This window comes from Streptomyces sp. enrichment culture, assembly GCF_964272855.1.
Taxonomy (GTDB): Bacteria; Actinomycetota; Actinomycetes; order Streptomycetales; family Streptomycetaceae; genus Streptomyces.
The window spans coordinates 1498605-1518084 of sequence record NZ_OZ186847.1 but is presented as its reverse complement, the minus strand read 5'-3'; the positions used below and the strand labels follow the sequence as shown (position 1 = coordinate 1518084).

Annotated in this window: 13 protein-coding genes and 2 pseudogenes; 12 read left to right on the top strand and 3 right to left on the bottom strand. The window is 74.1% G+C overall.

Features of this window, described 5'->3' with window-relative positions:
* Nucleotides 1-162 precede the first annotated feature (162 nt).
* From ACSU6L_RS06525 to ACSU6L_RS06515, 3 genes are all read left to right on the top strand, one after another.
* Nucleotides 163-1194, top strand: a complete 1032-nt coding sequence (locus tag ACSU6L_RS06525) for a hypothetical protein (protein ID WP_437054442.1) — start codon at nt 163-165, stop codon at nt 1192-1194.
* Between the two features lie 266 nt (nt 1195-1460).
* The gene (locus ACSU6L_RS06520) at nt 1461-2747 is read left to right on the top strand and encodes an aminotransferase class I/II-fold pyridoxal phosphate-dependent enzyme (RefSeq protein WP_437064792.1); all 1287 of its coding nucleotides are present in this window, start codon (nt 1461-1463) and stop codon (nt 2745-2747) included.
* A complete protein-coding gene (locus ACSU6L_RS06515; RefSeq protein ID WP_437054440.1) occupies nt 2744-3802 on the top strand; it encodes an MBL fold metallo-hydrolase in 1059 nt (352 codons plus the stop codon). Before ACSU6L_RS06520 ends, ACSU6L_RS06515 begins: the two co-directional genes overlap by 4 nt.
* Nucleotides 3803-3823: 21 nt before the next feature.
* Here the strand turns inward: ACSU6L_RS06515 and ACSU6L_RS06510 are convergent, their stop codons facing one another.
* Together ACSU6L_RS06510 and ACSU6L_RS06505 are read right to left on the bottom strand one after the other, a co-directional pair.
* Entirely contained in the window at nt 3824-4450 is a 627-nt protein-coding gene (locus tag ACSU6L_RS06510; RefSeq protein WP_437054438.1) for a DedA family protein, read from the bottom strand.
* Complete coding sequence (locus ACSU6L_RS06505; RefSeq protein WP_437054436.1) at nt 4447-5220, bottom strand: MBL fold metallo-hydrolase; 774 nt, start codon at nt 5218-5220, stop codon at nt 4447-4449. Before ACSU6L_RS06505 ends, ACSU6L_RS06510 begins: the two co-directional genes overlap by 4 nt.
* An 82-nt stretch (nt 5221-5302) precedes the next feature.
* On the opposite strand from ACSU6L_RS06505, the gene ACSU6L_RS06500 reads away from it, so the two are divergent.
* The 9 genes and pseudogenes from ACSU6L_RS06500 (at nt 5303) to dnaK (ending at nt 17163) form a co-directional block, all read left to right on the top strand.
* Nucleotides 5303-5719 (top strand): hypothetical protein, encoded by a 417-nt coding sequence (locus ACSU6L_RS06500; protein WP_437054434.1) that lies wholly within the window; start codon nt 5303-5305, stop codon nt 5717-5719.
* Between the two features lie 87 nt (nt 5720-5806).
* Nucleotides 5807-7942, top strand: a complete 2136-nt coding sequence (locus ACSU6L_RS06495; protein ID WP_437054432.1) for a phage holin family protein — start codon at nt 5807-5809, stop codon at nt 7940-7942.
* 84 nt (nt 7943-8026) lie between these two features.
* Nucleotides 8027-9412, top strand: a complete 1386-nt coding sequence (locus ACSU6L_RS06490) for an amino acid permease (RefSeq protein WP_437054430.1) — start codon at nt 8027-8029, stop codon at nt 9410-9412.
* A gap of 119 nt (nt 9413-9531) precedes the next feature.
* Nucleotides 9532-10622, top strand: a pseudogene (locus ACSU6L_RS06485) (ATP-binding protein).
* A 56-nt stretch (nt 10623-10678) separates the two neighbouring features.
* Entirely contained in the window at nt 10679-12412 is a 1734-nt protein-coding gene (locus ACSU6L_RS06480; RefSeq protein ID WP_437064790.1) for a vWA domain-containing protein, read from the top strand.
* A gap of 73 nt (nt 12413-12485) precedes the next feature.
* Nucleotides 12486-12911, top strand: a complete 426-nt coding sequence (locus tag ACSU6L_RS06475; RefSeq protein WP_073942746.1) for an OsmC family protein — start codon at nt 12486-12488, stop codon at nt 12909-12911.
* A 126-nt stretch (nt 12912-13037) separates the two neighbouring features.
* Complete coding sequence (locus tag ACSU6L_RS06470) at nt 13038-14414, top strand: hypothetical protein (RefSeq protein ID WP_437054428.1); 1377 nt, start codon at nt 13038-13040, stop codon at nt 14412-14414.
* A gap of 6 nt (nt 14415-14420) precedes the next feature.
* Nucleotides 14421-15194: a glycerophosphodiester phosphodiesterase family protein gene (locus tag ACSU6L_RS06465; protein WP_437054426.1), complete on the top strand. Its 774-nt coding sequence runs from the start codon at nt 14421-14423 to the stop codon at nt 15192-15194.
* 106 nt (nt 15195-15300) lie between these two features.
* Nucleotides 15301-17163, top strand: a complete 1863-nt coding sequence (dnaK, locus tag ACSU6L_RS06460) for a molecular chaperone DnaK (protein ID WP_437054424.1) — start codon at nt 15301-15303, stop codon at nt 17161-17163.
* A 65-nt stretch (nt 17164-17228) separates the two neighbouring features.
* Here the strand turns inward: dnaK and helR are convergent.
* Nucleotides 17229-19368, bottom strand: a pseudogene (gene helR / locus ACSU6L_RS06455) (RNA polymerase recycling motor ATPase HelR).
* Nucleotides 19369-19480: the final 112 nt, after the last annotated feature.

Here is a 19480-nt window from a genome sequence, read left to right as displayed (position 1 = left end):
GACGGCGGGAAAACCTGGCCTTGCGCGGGGGCGGGGGCCCGGCCGCCGTCACCCCGATGGCCGTCACGTTCCCGCTAATGGGGGTCGGCCGCGCGCGGTGCGTGGGGGCAGCGGATGTGATGGCTGCGTGTCCGCCGTCGCCGTCCGGGCTGGGAGTCCGTCATGCGCCCCGCTGTACGAGTCCTGATAGTCACCGCGCTGGCCGCGGCCGTGGTGGGCGGGAACGCCCCCGCCGTGCTCGCCGAGCCGGCCGCCGAGGTCAGCCCCGGCCGGGCGGCGCCCGACGGCGACGTCACCGTCTCCGTCACCTGCGACGACCTCGGCGGGACGCCGCCCGACACCCTGGAGGCGACCTCGCGGGCCTTCGAGGACGGCCTCGTGGAGCTGCGGCTGGCCGACGGGCAGGAGGACACGGCGACCGGGCCGGTCTACCGGGGCACCGCGCGGATCGAGCTCCCGGAGGACGGCGAGGCGGAGGAGGCGGATTCCGAGGACGAGGGCGAGGACGAGGGGGTGGCGGCGGAGGCGGAGGCCGAGGCGGGTGGCCAGGGGCAGTCGGGCCAGGACTCCGCGTGGACCGTGGACGGGACCTGCCCGGCCGCGTCCGGAGCGCAGGGCAAGGCGTTCAGCGCGAGCTTCACCGTGGCGCCCGACAGTGTGACTGTGTCTCCCGACAGCGTCACGGTCGCCCCCGACAGCGTCACGGTCGCCCCCGACAGCGTGGCCGCGGCCCCTGACAGCGCCGACGTGGCTCCTGACAGCGCCGACGTCCTCGCCGCGGCACCGAGCGACGAGGGCCCCGCCATGGCCCCGCTCGACGAGGGCCCCGCCAAGACTCCGCTCGACGAGGGCGCCGCCAAGACCCCGCTCGATGAGGGCGCCCTGAGCGGCGGCGGACGCGCCGAGGCGCCCCTCGACTCGTCGTCCTGCACCGATCCCGAGGACCGCGGCTGCAAGGAGGCAGGGCAAAGCACTGGCGGCCGCGCCGAGGACCCCCGCAAGCCGGAGCCCTGCCCCGACCTGAAGGACCCCAACTGCGGCACGGCGGTCATCCAGCGCGGGGTGCGGGCCGGTGAGGGTGGCGCCTTCGGCACGTCCGTGCCCGCCCTGGTCGCGGGCGGGGTGCTCATCGCGGGCGCCTTCGGGGGTGCCGTGTACCGGCTGCGCGGCAAGGCGCCCCGCGGGGGAGGCTGACCCGGCGTCGTACTGGGTACGCAGAAGCGCGGGTACCCGATCCACCCGGCCGGTACGGCACGGGACGACACGACACCGACACGACACGATCCGACAGCACACGGACACCATCCGGCACCACACCGACACGACCCGACTCGGACAAGACACCACCTGCGAGCCAGGGAGCGACCACGAGCGACCACGACGGGACGGCGACAGAGCCCCACGCGGACGGCGACGGGGAGGACCCCGTGCGGCCCGGGGGCCCGGAGGACCCCGACGCGGTGCGGCCCGGGGGCCACGAGGACCCCGGCCCTCCGCGCGCCCCACACCCCCACACCGAGGGCCACGGCCCCGTCCGCTACGGCCCGCCGACGCCCGACGACGGGCTGCCCGTGCTGCCCGAGCTCGCCGGCGTGCTCGCCGCGGCCGCGCACCGGGGCGGCGGGGAACCCGTCGGTGGCGGGCCCGAACTGCTGGAGGCCGGCTGCGGGTACTGGGCGCGTCGCGGGCTCGCCACCGCGCCCGAGCACGTGGTGGCCGCCCCGGGAGCGCCCGCCGTGCTGCTCGCGCTGACCGCCGCCCTCGGCGGGGACGTCCTGGTGCCCCGGCCCTGCGCCGCCTGGTGGGCGCCGTACGCCCGGCTGCTCGGCAGGCCCGTCTTCCACGTGGCGACCCCGGCCGAGTGCGGCGGCGTACCGGACCCGTACGCTCTGCTGGAGACCGTGCGCCGGGTGCGCGCCGAGGGCGGTGACCCGCGGCTGCTGGTGCTGTCCGTCGCCGACGACCCCACCGCCACGGTGGCGCCGCCGGAGGTGCTGCACGAGACGATCGAGGCCGCCGCGGGGGAGGGCCTGCAGCTGGTCAGCGACGAGACCTGGCGCGACACCGTCCACGAACCGCACGACACCGTGCTGCTCAGCCCCGCGGAGATGTGGCCGGACCGGGTCACCGTCGTCACCGACCTGGCCGGCGCGCTGCTGCCGCCCGGCTGGCCGGCCGCCCTGGCCCGGTTCCCCGTCGGCCCGTCCGGCGACGGCCTGCGCGCCCGCGTGCTCGACGTCCTGACCGCGCTCGGCGCCCGCGTCGCCGGGCCGGTCGCCGCGGCGGCCGCCTACGCCCTGGCCGAACCGGAACCGGTCACCGAGCGGATCGCCGCCACCGTACGCCTCCACGCGCGCGTGGCCGACGCCGCGCACCGCGCCGTCGTGGCCGCCGGGGCGCTCGCCCTGCCCCCGCGGGCCGGCCGCCACCTCTACGCCGACCTCGGCCCGCTCAAGTCCGGGCTGGCCGCGCACGGCGTGACCGACGCCCAGGAACTGGAGGACTTCCTCTCCGCCCGGCTCGGCATGCCCGCGCCCGGCGGCCACCGCTTCGGCGACGAGCTGGGCGCGCTGCGCGTCCGGCTGTCCACCGGCGCCCTGCTGGGCGGCTCGGACGCCGACCGCACGGAATGCCTCCGCTCACCGGCCCCCCTGGAACTGCCGCACCTGCACCGCTCGTTGATCACCCTGAGGTCGGTCCTCGACGGCCTCCGCGACGACGCTCAGCGATGGGAGCCTCCTCGATGACGCAGCAGTCCGAGTCGACGACCACGAGCACGACGGCCGGGGAAGCCGACGACCCGGCCGTCGTCTCCCCCCTCGCGCCCCCCTTTCCACCGCTCGCCGAACCGCGCCCGCTGGGGGAGCGCAGGGTCTGGCCCCGCACCTTCCACGACCGGCTGACCGCGCCCCTGCCCGGCATCAAGGCCCTCGCCCGGTTCGCCCGCGAGGGTGCCGTGCGGCCCGGCAAGGAAGGCCTCGCCGACATCTCCCGGCTGCCGTACGAGCCCGGCCCGCTGCCCCGCGTGGACACCCGCACCGTCGCCGTCACCTGGGCCGGACACGCCAGCTGGGTGGTGCGCGTCGGCGGGCTCACCGTCCTCACCGACCCGGTCTGGTCCCGCCGCATCATCGGCACCCCCGCGCGGATCACGCCGGTCGGGGTGCCCTGGAGCGCGCTGCCGCGCGTCGACGCGGTCGTCATCAGCCACAACCACTACGACCACCTGGACGCCCCCACCCTGCGCCGCCTCCCGCGCGACACGCCGGTCTTCGTCCCCGCCGGGCTCGGCGGGTGGTTCCGGCGCCGCCGGTTCACCACCGTCACCGAGCTGGACTGGTGGGAGGCGTCCGAACTGCGCGGCGTCCGCCTCGACTTCGTCCCCGCCCACCACTGGTCCAAGCGGACCCTGACCGACACCTGCCGCTCCCTGTGGGGCGGCTGGATCCTCACCGCGCCCGACGGGCAGCGGGTCTACTTCGCGGGCGACACCGGCTACGGCCACTGGTTCTCCCGGATCGGCCGCCGCTACCCCGGGATCGACCTCGCCCTCCTGCCCATCGGCGCCTACGACCCCCGCTGGTGGCTCAGCGACGTCCACTGCGACCCGGAGGAGGCGGTCCGCGCCGCCCGGGACCTCGGCGCGGCCCGTATGGCCCCCATGCACTGGGCGACCTTCGTGCTGTCCGCCGAGCCCGTCCTGGAACCCCTCACCCGGGTCCGGGCCGCCTGGGAGCAGGCGGGCCTGGACCGCGCGGACTTGTGGGACCTGCCGGTGGGGGGCTCCCGGGTGTTGAAGTGAGGACGCCCCGGCCGGCCCCGGTCACCGCGCCTCGGACCCCCGCAGCCGCCGCCACAGGCCCGGCGCCACGCTGATCAGCACCGTCAGGGCGACCGCGGCGACCACGCCCTCCCACGGCTCGGGGAACAGCGAGCCGCCGAGGATGCCGATCAGCTGGTACGTCACCGCCCAGGCGAGGCACGCGGGCAGGTCGCCGCGGGCGAAACGGCGCAGCGGCCACTCGGCGACCAGACAGGCCAGCATCACCGGCAGCCGGCCGGCCGGCACCAGCCGGGACAGGACGAGCACGGCCACGCCGTGCGCGGCCAGCTTGTCCTGGGCCTGCGCCAGCCGGTCCTCCGGGGCACAGGAACGGATGGCCTGCAGCCACCGCGAGCCGTTCTTCGACTTCATCCCGCGCCGCCCCAGCCAGTACAGCGCTATGTCGCCGAGGAACGCGGCCAGTGCCGCCGTCAGGAACACCAGCGCCAGCGAGAACGGCGCCGTCTGATGGAACGCCACCACCGCCGCGCCGCTCACCAGCGCCCCCGTAGGCACCACCGGCACCAGCGCCCCCGCGAGGACCAGCAGGAACAGCGTCGGATAGCCGATCGCCTGCTGGGTGGTCTCCGGCGGCACCGTCGTCGAGGCGGCCCCCAGCCAGCTCACCGCGCCACCTCCGGCCGGACGCTCTCCCCGTGCCCGAGCCGGTGCACCGCCACCCCCGGCGCCCGCTCGGCCGCCAGCCGCACGAACTCGTCGCCGGGCGCGTGGAACTCGTGCGGGCGCACCGCGTCCATGCCGATCGGCCAGTACGTGCCGTAGTGCACCGGCACCGCGCTGCGCGGCGCCAGCCGGGCCAGCGCCCGCGCCGCCCGCCCCGCGTCCAGATGCCCCTCGCCGAGGTACGGACCCCAGCCGCCCACCGGCAGCAGCGCCACGTCGACCCGCCCGACCTCCTCGGCCATCGCGTCGAACAGTCCGGTGTCCCCGGCGAAGTAGGTGCGCGCCTCGCCCTCGACGACGTAGCCGAGCGCGGGGGAGCGGTGCGGCCCGACCGGCAGCCGCCGCCCGTCGTGCCGCGCCGGCACCACCCGTATCAGCAGGTCACCCACGCTCACCCGGTCGCCGGGTGCCACCTCCGTCACCCGCAGATGGGAGAGCCGGCGCAGTCCGGGCACCGCACGGGGCGCGCCCCGGGGCACGAGCAGGCGCGTGCCCGGCGCGAGCCGCGCGAGCGACGGCACGTGCAGATGGTCGGCGTGCAGATGTGACACCACCGCGACATCCGCGCGCCACGCCCCGGGCGGCGGCAGCGCCCCGCGTCGGCGCCGCAGATGCGCGAGCCGGCGCGCGAACAGCGGATCCGTGAGCACACGCACGTCCGAATCCTCGACCGTGCAGGTGGCGTGACCCCACCAGGTGATCTCCACCGGCACCTCTTTGCCCCCTTCGCGCGACTCCCCGAAGCGTACGGGCAGGAGTAGGGTCGGCCGCGAACCCGGAGGTGAGGGGGACGCCATGGGAGAAGAAGGCCCCGGGCCGGTCCGTGTCACGGCGATCGCGAGCCTGACGCCGCTGCAGGAACTGGAGATCGATCCCTTCCTGGTGGACTCCCGCGGCCAGCACGCCATGTGCGCCCGCTGGGCCGTCGAGCACGGCTACGTCGTCACCCGGGAACTGCTGGTGCGCGCGCTGCGCCCGGACCACGCCCTGCTGTGGGACGGGGTGCGGCCCGGCTGCGACCTGTTCCTCGCCCCCAGCCACCGGGTGCTGGAGAGCGCCCTGTCGGACGTCGAGGAGTTCACCGCCCTGTGCGCGCGGCGCGGGGTGCGGGTGGAGACCGTGGGCCGGGTGGAACCGTTCTACGACGCCCAGATGAAGGCCTGCGTGTACCGCAGGCTGTCGATGCCCACGGCCGGGTACGACGGCCGCTGAGCCGCCCGGCGGGGCCCCGGAGCCGATGTGACACGCTGGGGTGCGGGCCCGTGCCGACCACGGCCCGGGACGTGAGGTGTACGAGGCGTGCGGACAGGGCGTTGGCGGCGGGTCGCGAGTCAGGCCGGGCGGAGCGTCGCGGTGTGGGTCGTCAGCACCGTCACCATGCTGGCGCTGGCCGGGATCCTGCCGGACTTCCGGCTCCGCTCCGAGGACGGGGACAGTGCCACCGACATCGCCGTCACCGCCGCGTTCGGCGCCGGCGCCTTCGGCGTGCTGTCGGCCCTGGTGTGGCCCCTGCTGGTCCGCCTGCTGCTGCTGGTGCCCGCGCTCGTCCTCGGACTGCTGGTGTTCGCGCTCAACGGGGCGCTGCTGCTGCTCGCGCTGCGCCTGAACCCGGCCGCGCGGGGCGCCGCCGCCCCCGAGACGGCGGTGGTGGTGGCCGCGGTGATGTCCGCGGTCGCCTCCGCCACCGGCGCCGCCCTGGCGGTGCGCGACGACGACGCCTACCGGCGCCGCCTCCACCGGCTCGCCGACCGCCGCCGCCGCAGACTGCCGCCCGGCCCCGCCGGCCCCGGCACCCTCTTCCTGCAACTCGACGGCGTCGGCCACGACGTGCTGGTGGACGCCGTCGGCAAGGGACTCATGCCGACGGTCGCCCGCTGGCTCGGCACCGGCGACGGCCCCGGCACGCCCCGCCCCACCCACCGCCTCACCCCCTGGCGCACCGACTGGTCCAGTCAGACCGGCGCCAGCCAGCTCGGCATCCTGCACGGCAGCAACTTCGACGTCCCCGCCTTCCGCTGGTACGAGAAGGACACCCAGGAGGTGATGGTCAGCAACCGCCCCACCAGCGCCGCCGAACTCCAGCGCCGCGCCGTGGCCCGCACCGGCGACGGCGGGCTGCTCGGCGCCGACGGCGCGAGCCGCGGCAACCTGTTCGGCGGCGGCGCCGACGAACAGGCGCTGGTGCTGTCCATCGCCACCCGGCGGCGCAGCCGCGAGACCCGCTCCCGGGCCGGCTACTTCGCCTACTTCTCCGACCCGGCGAACGCGGTGCGCACCGCCCTGTCCTTCGTCGCCGAGGCCGGCCGCGAGATCGGCCAGTCCACCCGGGCCCGCATCGCCAGGCAGCGCCCCCGCGTCTCCCGCGGCGGCCTCTACCCGTTCGTCCGCGCCTTCGCGACCGTCGTCGAACGCGACGTGGTCGTCGCCGCCGTCATGGGCGACATGCTCGCCGGGCGCACCGCCGTCTACGCCGACCTGGTCGCCTACGACGAGGTCGCCCACCACTCCGGCCCGTTCAGCCGGGATGCCGAGAAGGTCCTCCAGCGCCTGGACCGGTCGCTCGCGCTGATCGAGAAGGTCGCCGAGCACGCCCCCCGCCGTTACCGGATCGTGGTCCTCTCCGACCACGGGCAGAGCCCCGGCGAGACCTTCCGCGCCCGCTACGGCCTCACCCTCGGCGACCTGGTGCGGGCCGGCTGCGGACTGCCGGTGCCGCGCCGGGCCGAGCGCACCCGCAGCGGCACCGAGGCCCGGGCCGCCGTCCGCGCCGCGCTGCGCATACCCGTCGAGGAGGAGGCCGGACAGCGCCGCCCGGCCCGCCGCTCCGAACCGGTCGTGCTGGCCTCCGGCAACCTGGGCCTGGTCTCCTTCCCGGACGTGCCGCACCGTATGACCAGGGAGGAGATCGACGCCCGCCACCCGGCGCTGCTGACCACCCTCGCCAACCACCCCGGCATCGGCTTCCTGCTGGTGGACAGCGAGGAGCACGGCGGAGTCGTCCTCGGCGCGGGCGGCACGGAGACACCGGTCGGCGAACTCGACGACGACCGCCCCGGCCCGCTCGCCGCCTTCGGCCCCGGCGCCGCGGCCGCCGTGCGCCGCACCCACTCCTTCCCGCACGCCGCCGACATCATGGTCAACTCCTTCCACGACCCGGCCGACGGCGAGGTCCTCGCCTTCGAGGAGCAGATCGGCTCGCACGGCGGCCTCGGCGGCGCCCAGAGCACTCCGTTCCTGCTGTCCCCGCTCGCCCTGTCCCCGCCCGCCGACGACGGGCGGCCGCCGGCCGGCGCCGAACAGGTGCACCGGGTGCTGCGCCGCTGGCTGCGCGAGTCGAACGGCCCACAGGTACCGGTGGACGATTCCCGGCCGCAGGCCCTCGAACGCGCACCTTTTGCGGCGCCGGACCCCACCGTGCAGGACAAAACCGCGTGATTTGGCACAACTCGAACCGGTGACCGAACATGGGCGGTCGTCCGGCGATCCCGGACCCCAGCACGACGAGAGGCGCACCACCCCATGCACGACACCGGAACCGTCCAGTCGGCTCCGGCCCGGAAGCAGACCCCGCACCAGGCGGCGACCACCTCCGACCGCCACACCCGACGCTTCGGCCTGCCCGTCGCCACCGCTCTGGTCATGGGCAACATCATCGGCGGCGGCATCTTCCTGCTCCCGGCCTCCGTGGCCCCCTTCGGCACCGTCAGCCTGGTCGCCTTCGGCGTCCTGACCGCCGGCGCGATCGCCCTGGCCCTGGTCTTCGGACGGCTCGCCGAACGCGACCCGCGCACCGGCGGCCCGTACGTCTACGCCCGGGAGGCCTTCGGCGACTTCGCCGGCTTCCTCTCCGCCTGGGCGTACTGGATCACCACCTGGGTCTCCAACGCGGCACTCGCCGTCGCCGCCGTCGGCTACCTCGACGTGCTGATCCCCGTGAACGACCACGCCTGGACCGCGTGCCTGGCCGCACTCGTCATCCAGTGGCTGCCCGCGCTGTCGAACTTCGCGGGCAGCCGGTACGTCGGCGCCGTCCAGCTCGTCTCCACCGTGCTGAAGTTCGCGCCGCTGCTCCTCGTCGCGGTCGGCGGACTGTTCTTCTTCGACGCCGACAACCTCGGCCCGTTCAACGCGAGCGGCGACGGCACGCTCGGCGCGGTCTCCGCGTCCGCCGCGATCCTGCTCTTCTCCTACCTCGGCGTCGAGTCCGCCGCGGTCAGCGCCGGCGAGGTCCGCGACCCGCGCCGCAACGTCGGCCGCGCCACCGTCATCGGCACCGCAGGCGCCGCCCTCGTCTACCTGCTCGGCACGCTCTCCGTCTTCGGCACCGTCGCCCACGGCGAGCTGGTCGACTCCACGGCCCCCTTCTCCGACGCGGTGAACGCCATGTTCGGCGGCTCCTGGGGCGGCTGGGCCGTCGCCCTCGCCGCGCTCGTGTCGATGACCGGCTGCCTCAACGGCTGGACCCTGCTGAGCGCCCAGACGCCGTACGCGGCCGCCCGCGACGGACTGTTCCCGGCGGCCTTCGCCCGCAAGCGGCGCGGGGTTCCCACGGTCGGCGTCGCCGTCACCGTCGTCCTGGCCTCCCTGCTGACCGTGTACAACTACACGGCCGGCTCGGCGCGCGTCTTCGAGATCCTGGTCCTCGTCACCACCTTCACCGCGACCGTCCCCTACCTGCTGGCGACCGCCGCGCAGATCTTCCACCTGGTCCGCGGCGAGGGGGAGAAGGTGAACCGGGCCCGGCTGGTGCGCGACGCGGTGCTCGCCTCGCTCGCCTTCGGTTTCTCCCTGTGGCTCGTCGCGGGCGCCGGCTACGCGGCCGTCTACCAGGGCGTGCTGTTCCTCTTCGCGGGCGTGCCCGTGTACGCGTGGCTGGCGGCCCGCGGGCAGCGCGCCGCCGCCTGAACCGGGGCGGGCGGGCCGAAAATCGGCTGCGTGCGGCACGCGGGCGGCACACACTGTTCGAGCCCGGCGCGGGGCAAGCCCTGCGCCCCTCGAACACACCTCTCCAAGGAGCCGCCGCCTTGCAGGCAGCAGTCACCGTCACGCCCGCCCGCATACCCGAACTGCTGCTCGGGCTCGCCACCGTCCGGCCGGTGTTCCTCTGGGGCGCCCCCGGCATCGGCAAGTCCTCCCTGGTCAGGGAGTTCGCCGAGTCGCTGGGCCTGGTGGGGGCGCCCCCACACCCTTAAGGCGTGGGGGAGCGTGAGCCGCTCGGCACCCAGCTGGCGCCGGAGGACCTGATCGGCGTACCGCAGATCCGCGACGGCCGGTCGGTGTTCTGCCCGCCCGAGGCCATCGCCCGCGACGAGCCGTACTGCCTGTTCCTGGACGAGCTGAACGCGGCCGGCCCCGATGTGCAGAAGGCGTTCTACTCGCTGATCCTGGACCGCCGTAACGGCAGCTACGAGCTGCCCGAGGGCTCCATCGTCATCGCGCAGGCAACCGGGCCACCGACAACGCCCTCGCCCGCCCCATCGCCTCCGCGCTGGTCAACCGGCTCACCCACGTCCACCTGGAGGTCTCCGCCAAGGACTGGCTGACCTGGGCCGGGAACAACGGCATCCACCCGTGGGTGGTCGACCACCTCACCGACCGGCCCGATCACCTGTGGTCCAAGCCGCCCAAGACCGAGGAGCCGTTCTCCACCCCGCGCTCCTGGCACATGCTCTCCGACGCCCTGCACTCCTTCGGCCCCGGCCTCGACGAGGAGACGCTGAAGGTCCTCGCGCACGGCACGCTGACGCCCGCGCACGCCACCGCCTTCTGCGGCTACGTCAAGATCGTGCGCAGCCGGTTCGGCATCGAGGCGATCCTCAAGGGCGACGCCCGCTGGCCCAACCGCCTGGAGGACCGCGACCTGCTGTACTACCTCGCCGAGTCGTTCCGCGGGCGGCTGCTGAAGGAACTGCCCGCCAGCAAGGAGCACATGTCGGCGAACGGCCGGCAGACCGCCTACCGCGCCAAGTCGCTGCTCGTGCAGCTCGCCGAGATCTCCGTCGAGGTCGCGCAGAGCGTCATCGCCTCCGACGCCGACGGCAACCCCGTCCTGCCCGCCTGGTTCCTCATCGAGGCGGCCCGCGACATGCCCCGGCTCGCCGAGGCCCGCCGGTGAACCGCCCCGGCCGCGACAAACAGCGCGACCGCGCGGCCGAAGCGCTCGCCGAGGGCATGCGCCAGGTCCGCGCCCACCCGGCGCCGGCCGCCGTCGACTACCGCGTCTGCCGGCCCGACGGGTGCTCGAAGGCCCCCGGGGACGGCCTCGTCACCGCCGAGAGCGACGGCCTGCTGCACATCCACCCCGACCGGCTCGCCGACCCCGCCCACTGCGCCTGGGCGCTCGCCCACGCCGCCCTCCATCTCGGCTTCGGACACCTCCCGGCGGCCACCGGCGAGCGCACCCAGCCCGACCGGTACGACCTCGCCGCCCGCTGCGTCGTCGTCAACCGCTTCCTGCTCACCCACCCCGTCGGACGGCCCCCCGACGACCTGCCCCTGTCGTACCCGGACGGCGACGAGGACCGGCTCGCCGCCCGCTGGCGCCGCGACGGCGTCCCCGCCGCCTACGAGCGCTGCGGCACCGCCGGCGGCCAGGCCGACCAGCTGCTGGTGCCCTGGAGCGGCTGGGGAGCGCGGCCCGACTGGCAGCTGGCGTTCGCGACCGCGCTCACCCGCACCGTGTCCACCGCCCTGGACGTGGCGGGCGGCCGCCGCGACTCCATGGACGCCGAAGCCCCCGCACCCCGCCCCTGGGAACGGGCACTGAGCTGGTTCGTCTCCTCCTACCCGCTGCTCGGGGGCATCGCCGCCGGCATCACCCTCGTCGCCGACGCCGAACTCGCCCGCGCCCACAACATCGCCATCGCCGCCGTCGACGCCGAGGCGGGCGAGATCTACGTCAACCCGCCGCGCCACCTCGACGACGCGGAATGGCGGTTCGTCCTCGCCCACGAGATGCTGCACGCCGCCCTGCGCCACGGCGACCGCCGCGGCACCCGCGACCCCTACCTGTTCGATGTCGCCTGCGACTACGTCATCAACGGCTGGCTGCGCGAGATGCAGGTCGGCACCATGCCCCAGGGCGTGCTCTACGACCCCGAGCTCGCCGGACTGTCCGCCGAGGAGGTCTACGACCGCGTCGCCGGCGACCTGCGCCGCGCTCGCCGCCTGGCCACCCTGCGCGGAAAGGGCGCCGGCGACGTCCTCGGCGCCCCCCTCGGGTCGCCCGGCGACTACGTCGACCTCGACGGCTTCTACCGGCGCGGCCTCGCCCAGGGCCTCGACCTGCACCAGCGGCAGGAACGCGGCTTCCTGCCCGGCGGCCTGGTCGAGGAGATCCGCGCGCTCAGCCACCCGCCGATGCCCTGGGACGCCCGGCTGGCCCGCTGGTTCGACGAGTTCGTGCCCCGCCCCGAACCGGTCCGCTCCTACGCCCGCCCCGCCCGCCGCCAGGCGTCCACCCCGGACATCCCCCGCGCCGGCCGGTACTTCCCGCCCGAGGAGGTGCCCCGCTGCACCTTCGGCGTCGTCCTCGACACCTCCGGCTCCATGGACCGCACCCTGCTCGGCAAGGCCCTCGGCGCGATCGCCTGCTACGCCGAGGCCCGCGACGTACCGGCCGCGCGGGTCGTCTTCTGCGACGCCGCCCCGCACGACGCCGGCCATCTGCCCGTCACCGAGATCGCCGGCCGGGTCCGCGTGCACGGGCGGGGCGGTACGGTCCTGCAGCCCGGCATCGACCTGCTGCGCCGCGCGGACGACTTCCCGCCCACCGCGCCCGTCCTGATCATCACCGACGGCTGGTGCGACGACGTACTGCGGGTGCGACGCGAACACGCCTATCTGATTCCCCAGGGCGCCCGGCTCCCGTTCACCGCGCGTGGCCCGATCTTCCACGTGAGGTGAGCCGGAGTGTGATCGGATGGGATCCGAACACCCGGATCCGGACCTGAGCCGGGACCATACGAAAGGAATGACCGTGGCCACCACGCGCTCCGCACACACCGTCTGGGAAGGCAACCTGCTCGAGGGCAACGGAGTCGTCACCTTCGACTCCTCCGGCATCGGCCAGCAGCCGGTGTCGTGGCCGTCGCGCGCCGAGCAGGCGAACGGCAAGACCAGCCCCGAGGAGCTGATCGCCGCCGCCCACTCCAGCTGCTTCTCCATGGCCCTGTCGCACGGCCTGGCCGGCGCCGGCACCCCGCCCACCAAGCTCGTCACCTCCGCCGACGTCACCTTCCAGCCCGGTGAGGGCATCACCGGCATCCACCTCACCGTCGAGGGCACGGTGCCGGGCCTCGACAACGACGCGTTCGTCGCCGCCGCGGAGGACGCCAAGGCCAACTGCCCCGTCAGCCAGGCCCTGAAGGCGGTTCCGATCACGCTGTCGGCGAAGCTCTCCTGACCCGGACGGGCAGTTGACGCATGCTTGAGGCAGGCCGTCCCCGCAACGGGGCGGCCTGCACGGCGCTCGGCGCGGTTCACGGACGGGGCGCGGGGGGTATCAACGCCCTGCGCCGAGGTGGAGAGGATGACAATGGCGGCGGGAACGACCAGTAGTACGGCGGTACTCGACTCCGCCACCCGCGAGCACACCCGCATGCTGATGTTATTCAGCCTGGCCGGCCGGATACTCCCGGTCGACGACGGGCAGGGACCGCTCGTCGACCGCTACGACTTCGGACGCTTCGCCCCGCACCTGGTGGCCGGCGCCGCCCTGCTCCCCGTGCCGGTGCTCGCCCTGCGTCCCCGGCCCGCGGACCTCGGCCTGCCGAACGGCGTCCACGGACTCACCCTCGACCGGGCCGGGATCCTCGTCGTCACCACCCCGCGCGGCGACGCGACCCTGCTGCTGGACTGCGAGTTCACCGGCGAGACCTCGTCCGCGGCGGTCGCCGCGTGGCTCGCCGACACCTGCTTCGACCGCGGCCTGCTCACCCTGGAGGGCCGCCCCCTGCTCGACGTGGTCGCCGAACGGCTCGGCCTGGACACCCCGTTGCGCTTCGGACAGAACGTGCACCAACTGGTCTTCCCCGGCGGCCGGCTGCTGAACGAACTGCTCACTGCCGGAGCCGAGGGCGGCGCCCCCCTGTTCGGCCCGCTCAACGAGATCGTCTACCGCGGCAAGATGGCGGGCGGCCCCAGCGTGCCGCCCAACCTGAAGAACCAGGGCGCCATGCTCTCCGCGCACGGCCGCGGCGTCTCCGTGCAGGCCGGCTGGGCCCCGCACGTGGAGAACGGCCTCGCCCTCGTCGCCGTCGGCATGGTCTCCGCGCTGGCCGTGCTGCAACGCACCCGGCTCGCCGCGTTCGCCATGATGCGCGCCAACGAGCAGGCCCGCGCCGACTCCCCGCAGAACGTCCGCACCCTCATCTCCCGCCTCTCGGCCGGCGTCAACGAACTCCAACTCGACCTCGCCTTCGGCGTCGAGGCCTACGTCGACAGCCTGCTCATCCCCGAGATGCTGATGGAGGGCTTCCAGTCGTCCCTGCGCGACACCCTCGGCATCCGCGACAGCCTCGACAACTCGGCCCGCATGGTGGAACGCCTCACCTCCGTCATCAACGCCCGCTCCGCCGCCCTGGACGCCGCCCTCGCCGAACGCGACGAGGCCCGCGACCGCACCATCTCCGGACTCGTCGCCGCGGCCACCCTGATCGCCCTGCCGCCGACCCTGCTGCTCGCCTTCTTCGGCGTGAACGGCTCCAACGTCGACGAGAAACGTTCCATCCTCGACCTCGGCAGCTACGGCATCGCCTATCTGCTGGCCTGGCTGCCCTTCATCATCCTCGTCGTGATCGGCTACCTGCTGCTCAGGCGGGCCGGCACAGGCTCCGGCGAGCTGCTCTCACCGTCCGACGACGGGCCCCTGCCCGTCCCCGCACCACGCACTACCCCCGGGAGCTGACCGCCCATGACCCGACGGCCCGCCGTCTCCGCCCACCGCGGCGGATCCGAGACCTTCGGCCCCGCCACCTGGCAGGCGTACGAGGACGCGCTGCTCTCCGGAGCCGAGTACGTCGAGTTCGACATCCGCCGCACCTTCGACGGCGTCCTCGTCGTCTACCACGACCCCCGGGTACGGCACACCGGCCCGCTGCTGTCCGAGCTGACCCACGCCGAACTGAGCGAACGCGCCGGCTACCCCGTGCCCGTCGTCGACGAGGTCATGGAACTGATCGCCGGGAAGCTGATCGGCCACCTCGACCTGAAGGAGACCGGCTACGAGGCCCACGTCATCGACCGGGCCATCGACCTGCTCGGCGAGGACGGCTTCGTCGCCACCACCCTGGAGGACAGCTCCGTCGCCGCGATCACCCGCGCCTACCCCGGTGTGAAGACCGCGCTCTCCCTCGGCCGGGACCGCAAGGAGATCGGCGCGGCCCGGCTGACCACGACCCGGCTCAGCGAACTGTTCCCCATGCGCCGGGTGCGCGCCTGCGGCGCGCACGGCGTCGCCGTGCACCAGCGCCTGGCCCGCGCCAACGTCCTGCGCGAAGCCGCCCGGAACGGCCTGTTCACCATGGTCTGGACGGTCAACGACGACACCGCGATGCGCGGCTTCCTCACCGACCCGCGCGTCGACGTGCTGATCACCGACCGGCCGCGCCGGGCCCTCGACCTGCGCGGCGGGCCGCCGGAGGCCGACGGGCGGGACACCCAGGCCGCCGAGCCCTCCCGCCCCTGAGGGACGGCCCCGGCCCGCCCCCGCGGGGGACGCCCCATTGACAGCGGACGGCTCAGGATCTGTGCTGGAAAGCGAGGGGATCCCTGGCGGACGAGGGGTGACAGCGATGGGACGCGCGGTCGGGATCGATCTGGGGACCACGAACTCGGTGGTGGCCGTCCTCGAGGGCGGCGAGCCCACCGTCGTCGCCAACGCGGAGGGGGCCAGGACCACACCGTCGGTCGTGGCCTTCGCCAAGAACGGCGACGTGCTGGTCGGCGAGGTCGCCAAACGGCAGGCCGTGACCAACGTCGAGCGCACCGCGCGCTCGGTGAAACGGCACATGGGCGACGCCGTCTGGCGGTTCCCCGAACAGGGCTCCGTCGACGGCACCCGATACCGCGCCCAGGAACTGTCCGCGCGGGTGCTGCAGAAACTGAAGCGGGACGCCGAGTCCTACCTCGGCGAGGACGTCACCGACGCCGTGATCACCGTTCCCGCCTACTTCGACGACGCCCAGCGGCAGGCCACCAAGGAGGCCGGGGAGATCGCCGGCCTGAAGGTGCTGCGGATCATCAACGAGCCGACCGCCGCCGCCCTCGCCTACGGCCTCGACCGCGGCGAGGAGCAGACGGTGCTCGTCTTCGACCTCGGCGGCGGCACCTTCGACGTCTCCCTGCTGGAGATCGGCGACGGCGTCATCGAGGTCAAGGCCACCAACGGCGACACCCACCTCGGCGGCGACGACTGGGACCAGCGGATCGTCGACCACCTGGTGAAGAAGTTCAAGGGCCAGTACGGCATCGACCTCGCCGGCGACAAGATGGCCGTGCAGCGGCTGCGCGAGGGCGCCGAGAAGGCCAAGATCGAACTGTCCAGCTCCTCGGAGACCACGATCAACCTGCCGTACATCACCGCCTCCGCCGAGGGCCCCCTCCACCTGGACGAGAAACTGACCCGCGCCGGATTCCAGGAGCTGACCGCCGACCTCCTCGACCGCTGCAAGACGCCCTTCCACCAGGCGGTCAAGGACGCCGGGATCAAGCTCGCCGCCATCGACCACGTGATCCTCGTCGGCGGCTCCACCCGGATGCCCGCGGTCACCGAGCTGGTCCGCGAGCTGACCGGCAAGGACCCGCACAAGGGCGTCAACCCCGACGAGGTCGTCGCGGTCGGCGCCGCCCTCCAGGCCGGAGTGCTGCGCGGCGACGTCAAGGACGTCCTGCTCCTCGACGTCACACCGCTGTCCCTGGGCATCGAGACCAAGGGCGGCATCATGACCAAGCTCATCGAACGCAACACCACGATCCCCACCCGGCGCTCGGAGATCTTCACCACCGCCACCGACAACCAGCCCTCGGTCGGCATCCAGGTCTACCAGGGCGAACGCGAGATCGCCGCGTACAACAAGAAGCTCGGCACCTTCGACCTCACCGGCCTGCCCCCGGCACCCCGCGGCGTCCCGCAGATCGAGGTCGCCTTCGACATCGACGCCAACGGCATCATGCACGTCTCCGCCAAGGACCTCGCGACGGGCCGCGAGCAGAAGATGACGGTGACCGGCGGCTCGGCCCTCCCCAAGGACGACATCGACCGCATGATGCGGGAGGCCGAACAGTACGCCGAGGAGGACCGCAAACGCCGCGAGGCCGCCGAGACCCGCAACCAGGCCGAACAGCTCGTCTACCAGACCGAGCGGTTCCTGCGGGACAACGAGGACAAGGTCCCGGCCGACACCAAGGGCGAGGTGCGGTCGGCCGTGGCGGACCTCAAACAGTCCCTGGAGCGCAACGCCGACACGGCCGAACTGCGCACCGGCGTCGAGAAACTCGCCTCCGTCAGCCAGCGGATGGGCCAGGCCATGTACGCCCAGGCCCAGCAGACCCCCACCGACACCGGCCCCACCACCCCGCCCGACGAGGAGGGCGTGGTCGACGCGGAGATCGTCGACGAGGAACGGGACCGGGACCAGAAGGGCGGAGCGGCCTAGGGGGGCGGACACGACCCAGGGGGTGTCTCGCCGATCATGCCGGGCTCGCGGCACCTGGCGACGGCTCACCGGCCGGTGAGGACGACGAGCCGCTGGGTCGCCCGGGTCATCGCGACGTAGCGGTCGACCGCACCTTCGACGCCCGTGCCGAACCCCTCCGGGTCGACGAGGACGACCAGGTCGAACTCGAGACCCTTCGCCAGCTCGGGAGTCAGCGACCGGACCCGGGGCGTCGCCCGGAACGCGGGATCGCCGATGACACAGGCCGTGCCGTCGGCATGCTCGGCGAGCCAGCCGTCGAGCACCGCGTCCAGCTCCGACACCGACCCGTACCGGACGGGCACCCCGCTGGAGCGGACCGACGCCGGCACGTTGGCGTCCGGCAGCACGGCCCGGATGACCGGCTCGGCCTCCGCCATGACCTCCTCCGGCGTCCGGTAGTTGATGCTCAGCGACGCCACGTCGACCCGGTCGAACCCGACCCGCTCCAGCCGCTCCCGCCACGACTCCGTGAACCCGTGGCGGGCCTGCGCGCGGTCCCCGACGATGGTGAAACTCCGCGACGGGCACCGCAGCAGCAGCATCTGCCACTCCGCGTCCGTCAGCTCCTGGGCCTCGTCCACGACGATGTGCGCGAACGGACCGTCGAGCGGCTGCGGATCGGCGCCGGGCAGCGCGGACTCGTCGACCAGGCTGTCCTGGAGGTCCCGCCCGAGCAGCATCGTCACCGCGCCCTCCCCGTCGGCGTCGGCCGCCACCAGGTTGTCGATGACACCGGCCATGCGTTCCCGCTCGGCGGCGACGGAGGCGTCGTGCCGGCGCCGGCGCCGGGCCGCCTCCGGGTCGCCGAGCCGCTGCCGGGCCGCGTCCAGCAGCGGCAGGTCGGACACGGTCCAGGCCTGCGGGGCCGCCTTGCGCTGGAGCTTGCGCACCTCGTCGGGGGCGAGCCAGGGAGCGCACATCCGCAGATAGGCGGGCACCGACCACAGGTCCCCGACGAGGTCCGCCGCGTCGAGCAGCGGCCACGCCCGCTCGAGGGTCTCCACCAGCTCCTCGTCGCGCCGCAGCTGCCTGCCGAACAGCTCGGGCGGCACGTCCCCGTCGAGCTTGTCCAGCAGGATCGTGACCAGCGCCTCCCAGATCTGCTCGCGCGCCTCGTTGTGCGCAGTGCCCGGTTCCGGAGCCTCGAACGCCTCCGCCCAGTCGCCCGGCGGTCAGCCGGACGTCCGCCCAGTCGGTCGACACCGTCATCCCCGCGGCGGGCGGCTCCTCGTAGAACGCGACGGCCTTCTCGATCGCCCTCACCATGTCCGCCGACGACTTCAGAGCGGCCACCTCCGGGTCGCTCTCGACCCCCGCCCCGGCTCCCTCGGCGACGAGATCCCGCAGCGTGCAGGTCCGCACGCCCTCCTCGCCGAGGCTGGGCAGCACATCGGCGACGTAGGCCAGGTACGGCTGGTGCGGACCGACGAACAGCACACCGCCCCGACGGTGACCGAGGCGGGGATCGGAGTACAGGAGGTAGGCGGAGCGGTGCAGCGCCACGACGGTCTTCCCGGTGCCCGGCCCGCCGTCGACGACGAGCGCGCCCTGCGAGCCCGCCCGGATGACGGCGTCCTGGTCGGCCTGGATGGTGGCCAGCACGTCCCGCATCCGCGCCGAACGGCTGCCGCCCAGGCCGGCGATGAACGCGGACTGGTCGTCGAGCGCGGCATGCCCGTCGAGAGCGTCCGCGGCGAACACCTCGTCCCAGTAGTCGCCGACCCGGCCGCCGGTCCAGCGATACCTGCGGCGGCTCACCAGCCCCATCGGGTCGGCGTGGGTCGCGGCGAAGAACGGTTCGGCCGCGGGGGAGCGCCAGTCGACCAGCAGCCGACGCCCCTGGCTGTCGGTGAGGCCGAGGCGCCCGATGTAGACCGGCTCCGGGTCGTCCGCGCCGACGACGCGGCCGAGGCACAGGTCCAGGCCGAAACGGCGCAGGGCGCGCAGCCGGCCGGTCAGCCGGTGGATCTCCAGGTCCCGCTCCAGCACCTCCCGGCCGACGCCGCCGGGCGCCCTGCGCAGGTCGTCGAGACGGTCGGACAGCTCGGCGATCGCCTGTTCGAGGCTCTCCGCGACGGCCGCGAAGTGCCGTTCGTCGGCGGCGATCAGCTCCGGGGCGGCCTTGGCGGACAGACGGTCGGGCAGGTCGAACGCGCCGGACATCAGCACACGCACTTCGCGAATCCCTCATTTCCGCAGGTTCTGGCTTCGAGGGAGTGATTCTGCGGCACGAAGGGGGCCTTGCCGCAAGGCCCCCTGTGCGCTATACGTTAAG

Coding starts and splice junctions, on each gene's coding strand:
- ACSU6L_RS06525 (WP_437054442.1), top strand. CDS start 163: ATGCGCCCCGCTGTACGAGTCCTGATAGTCACCGCGCTGGCCGCGGCC.
- ACSU6L_RS06515 (WP_437054440.1), top strand. CDS start 2,744: ATGACGCAGCAGTCCGAGTCGACGACCACGAGCACGACGGCCGGGGAA.
- ACSU6L_RS06500 (WP_437054434.1), top strand. CDS start 5,303: ATGGGAGAAGAAGGCCCCGGGCCGGTCCGTGTCACGGCGATCGCGAGC.
- ACSU6L_RS06490 (WP_437054430.1), top strand. CDS start 8,027: ATGCACGACACCGGAACCGTCCAGTCGGCTCCGGCCCGGAAGCAGACC.
- ACSU6L_RS06480 (WP_437064790.1), top strand. CDS start 10,679: ATGCGCCAGGTCCGCGCCCACCCGGCGCCGGCCGCCGTCGACTACCGC.
- ACSU6L_RS06470 (WP_437054428.1), top strand. CDS start 13,038: ATGACAATGGCGGCGGGAACGACCAGTAGTACGGCGGTACTCGACTCC.
- ACSU6L_RS06465 (WP_437054426.1), top strand. CDS start 14,421: ATGACCCGACGGCCCGCCGTCTCCGCCCACCGCGGCGGATCCGAGACC.
- dnaK (WP_437054424.1), top strand. CDS start 15,301: ATGGGACGCGCGGTCGGGATCGATCTGGGGACCACGAACTCGGTGGTG.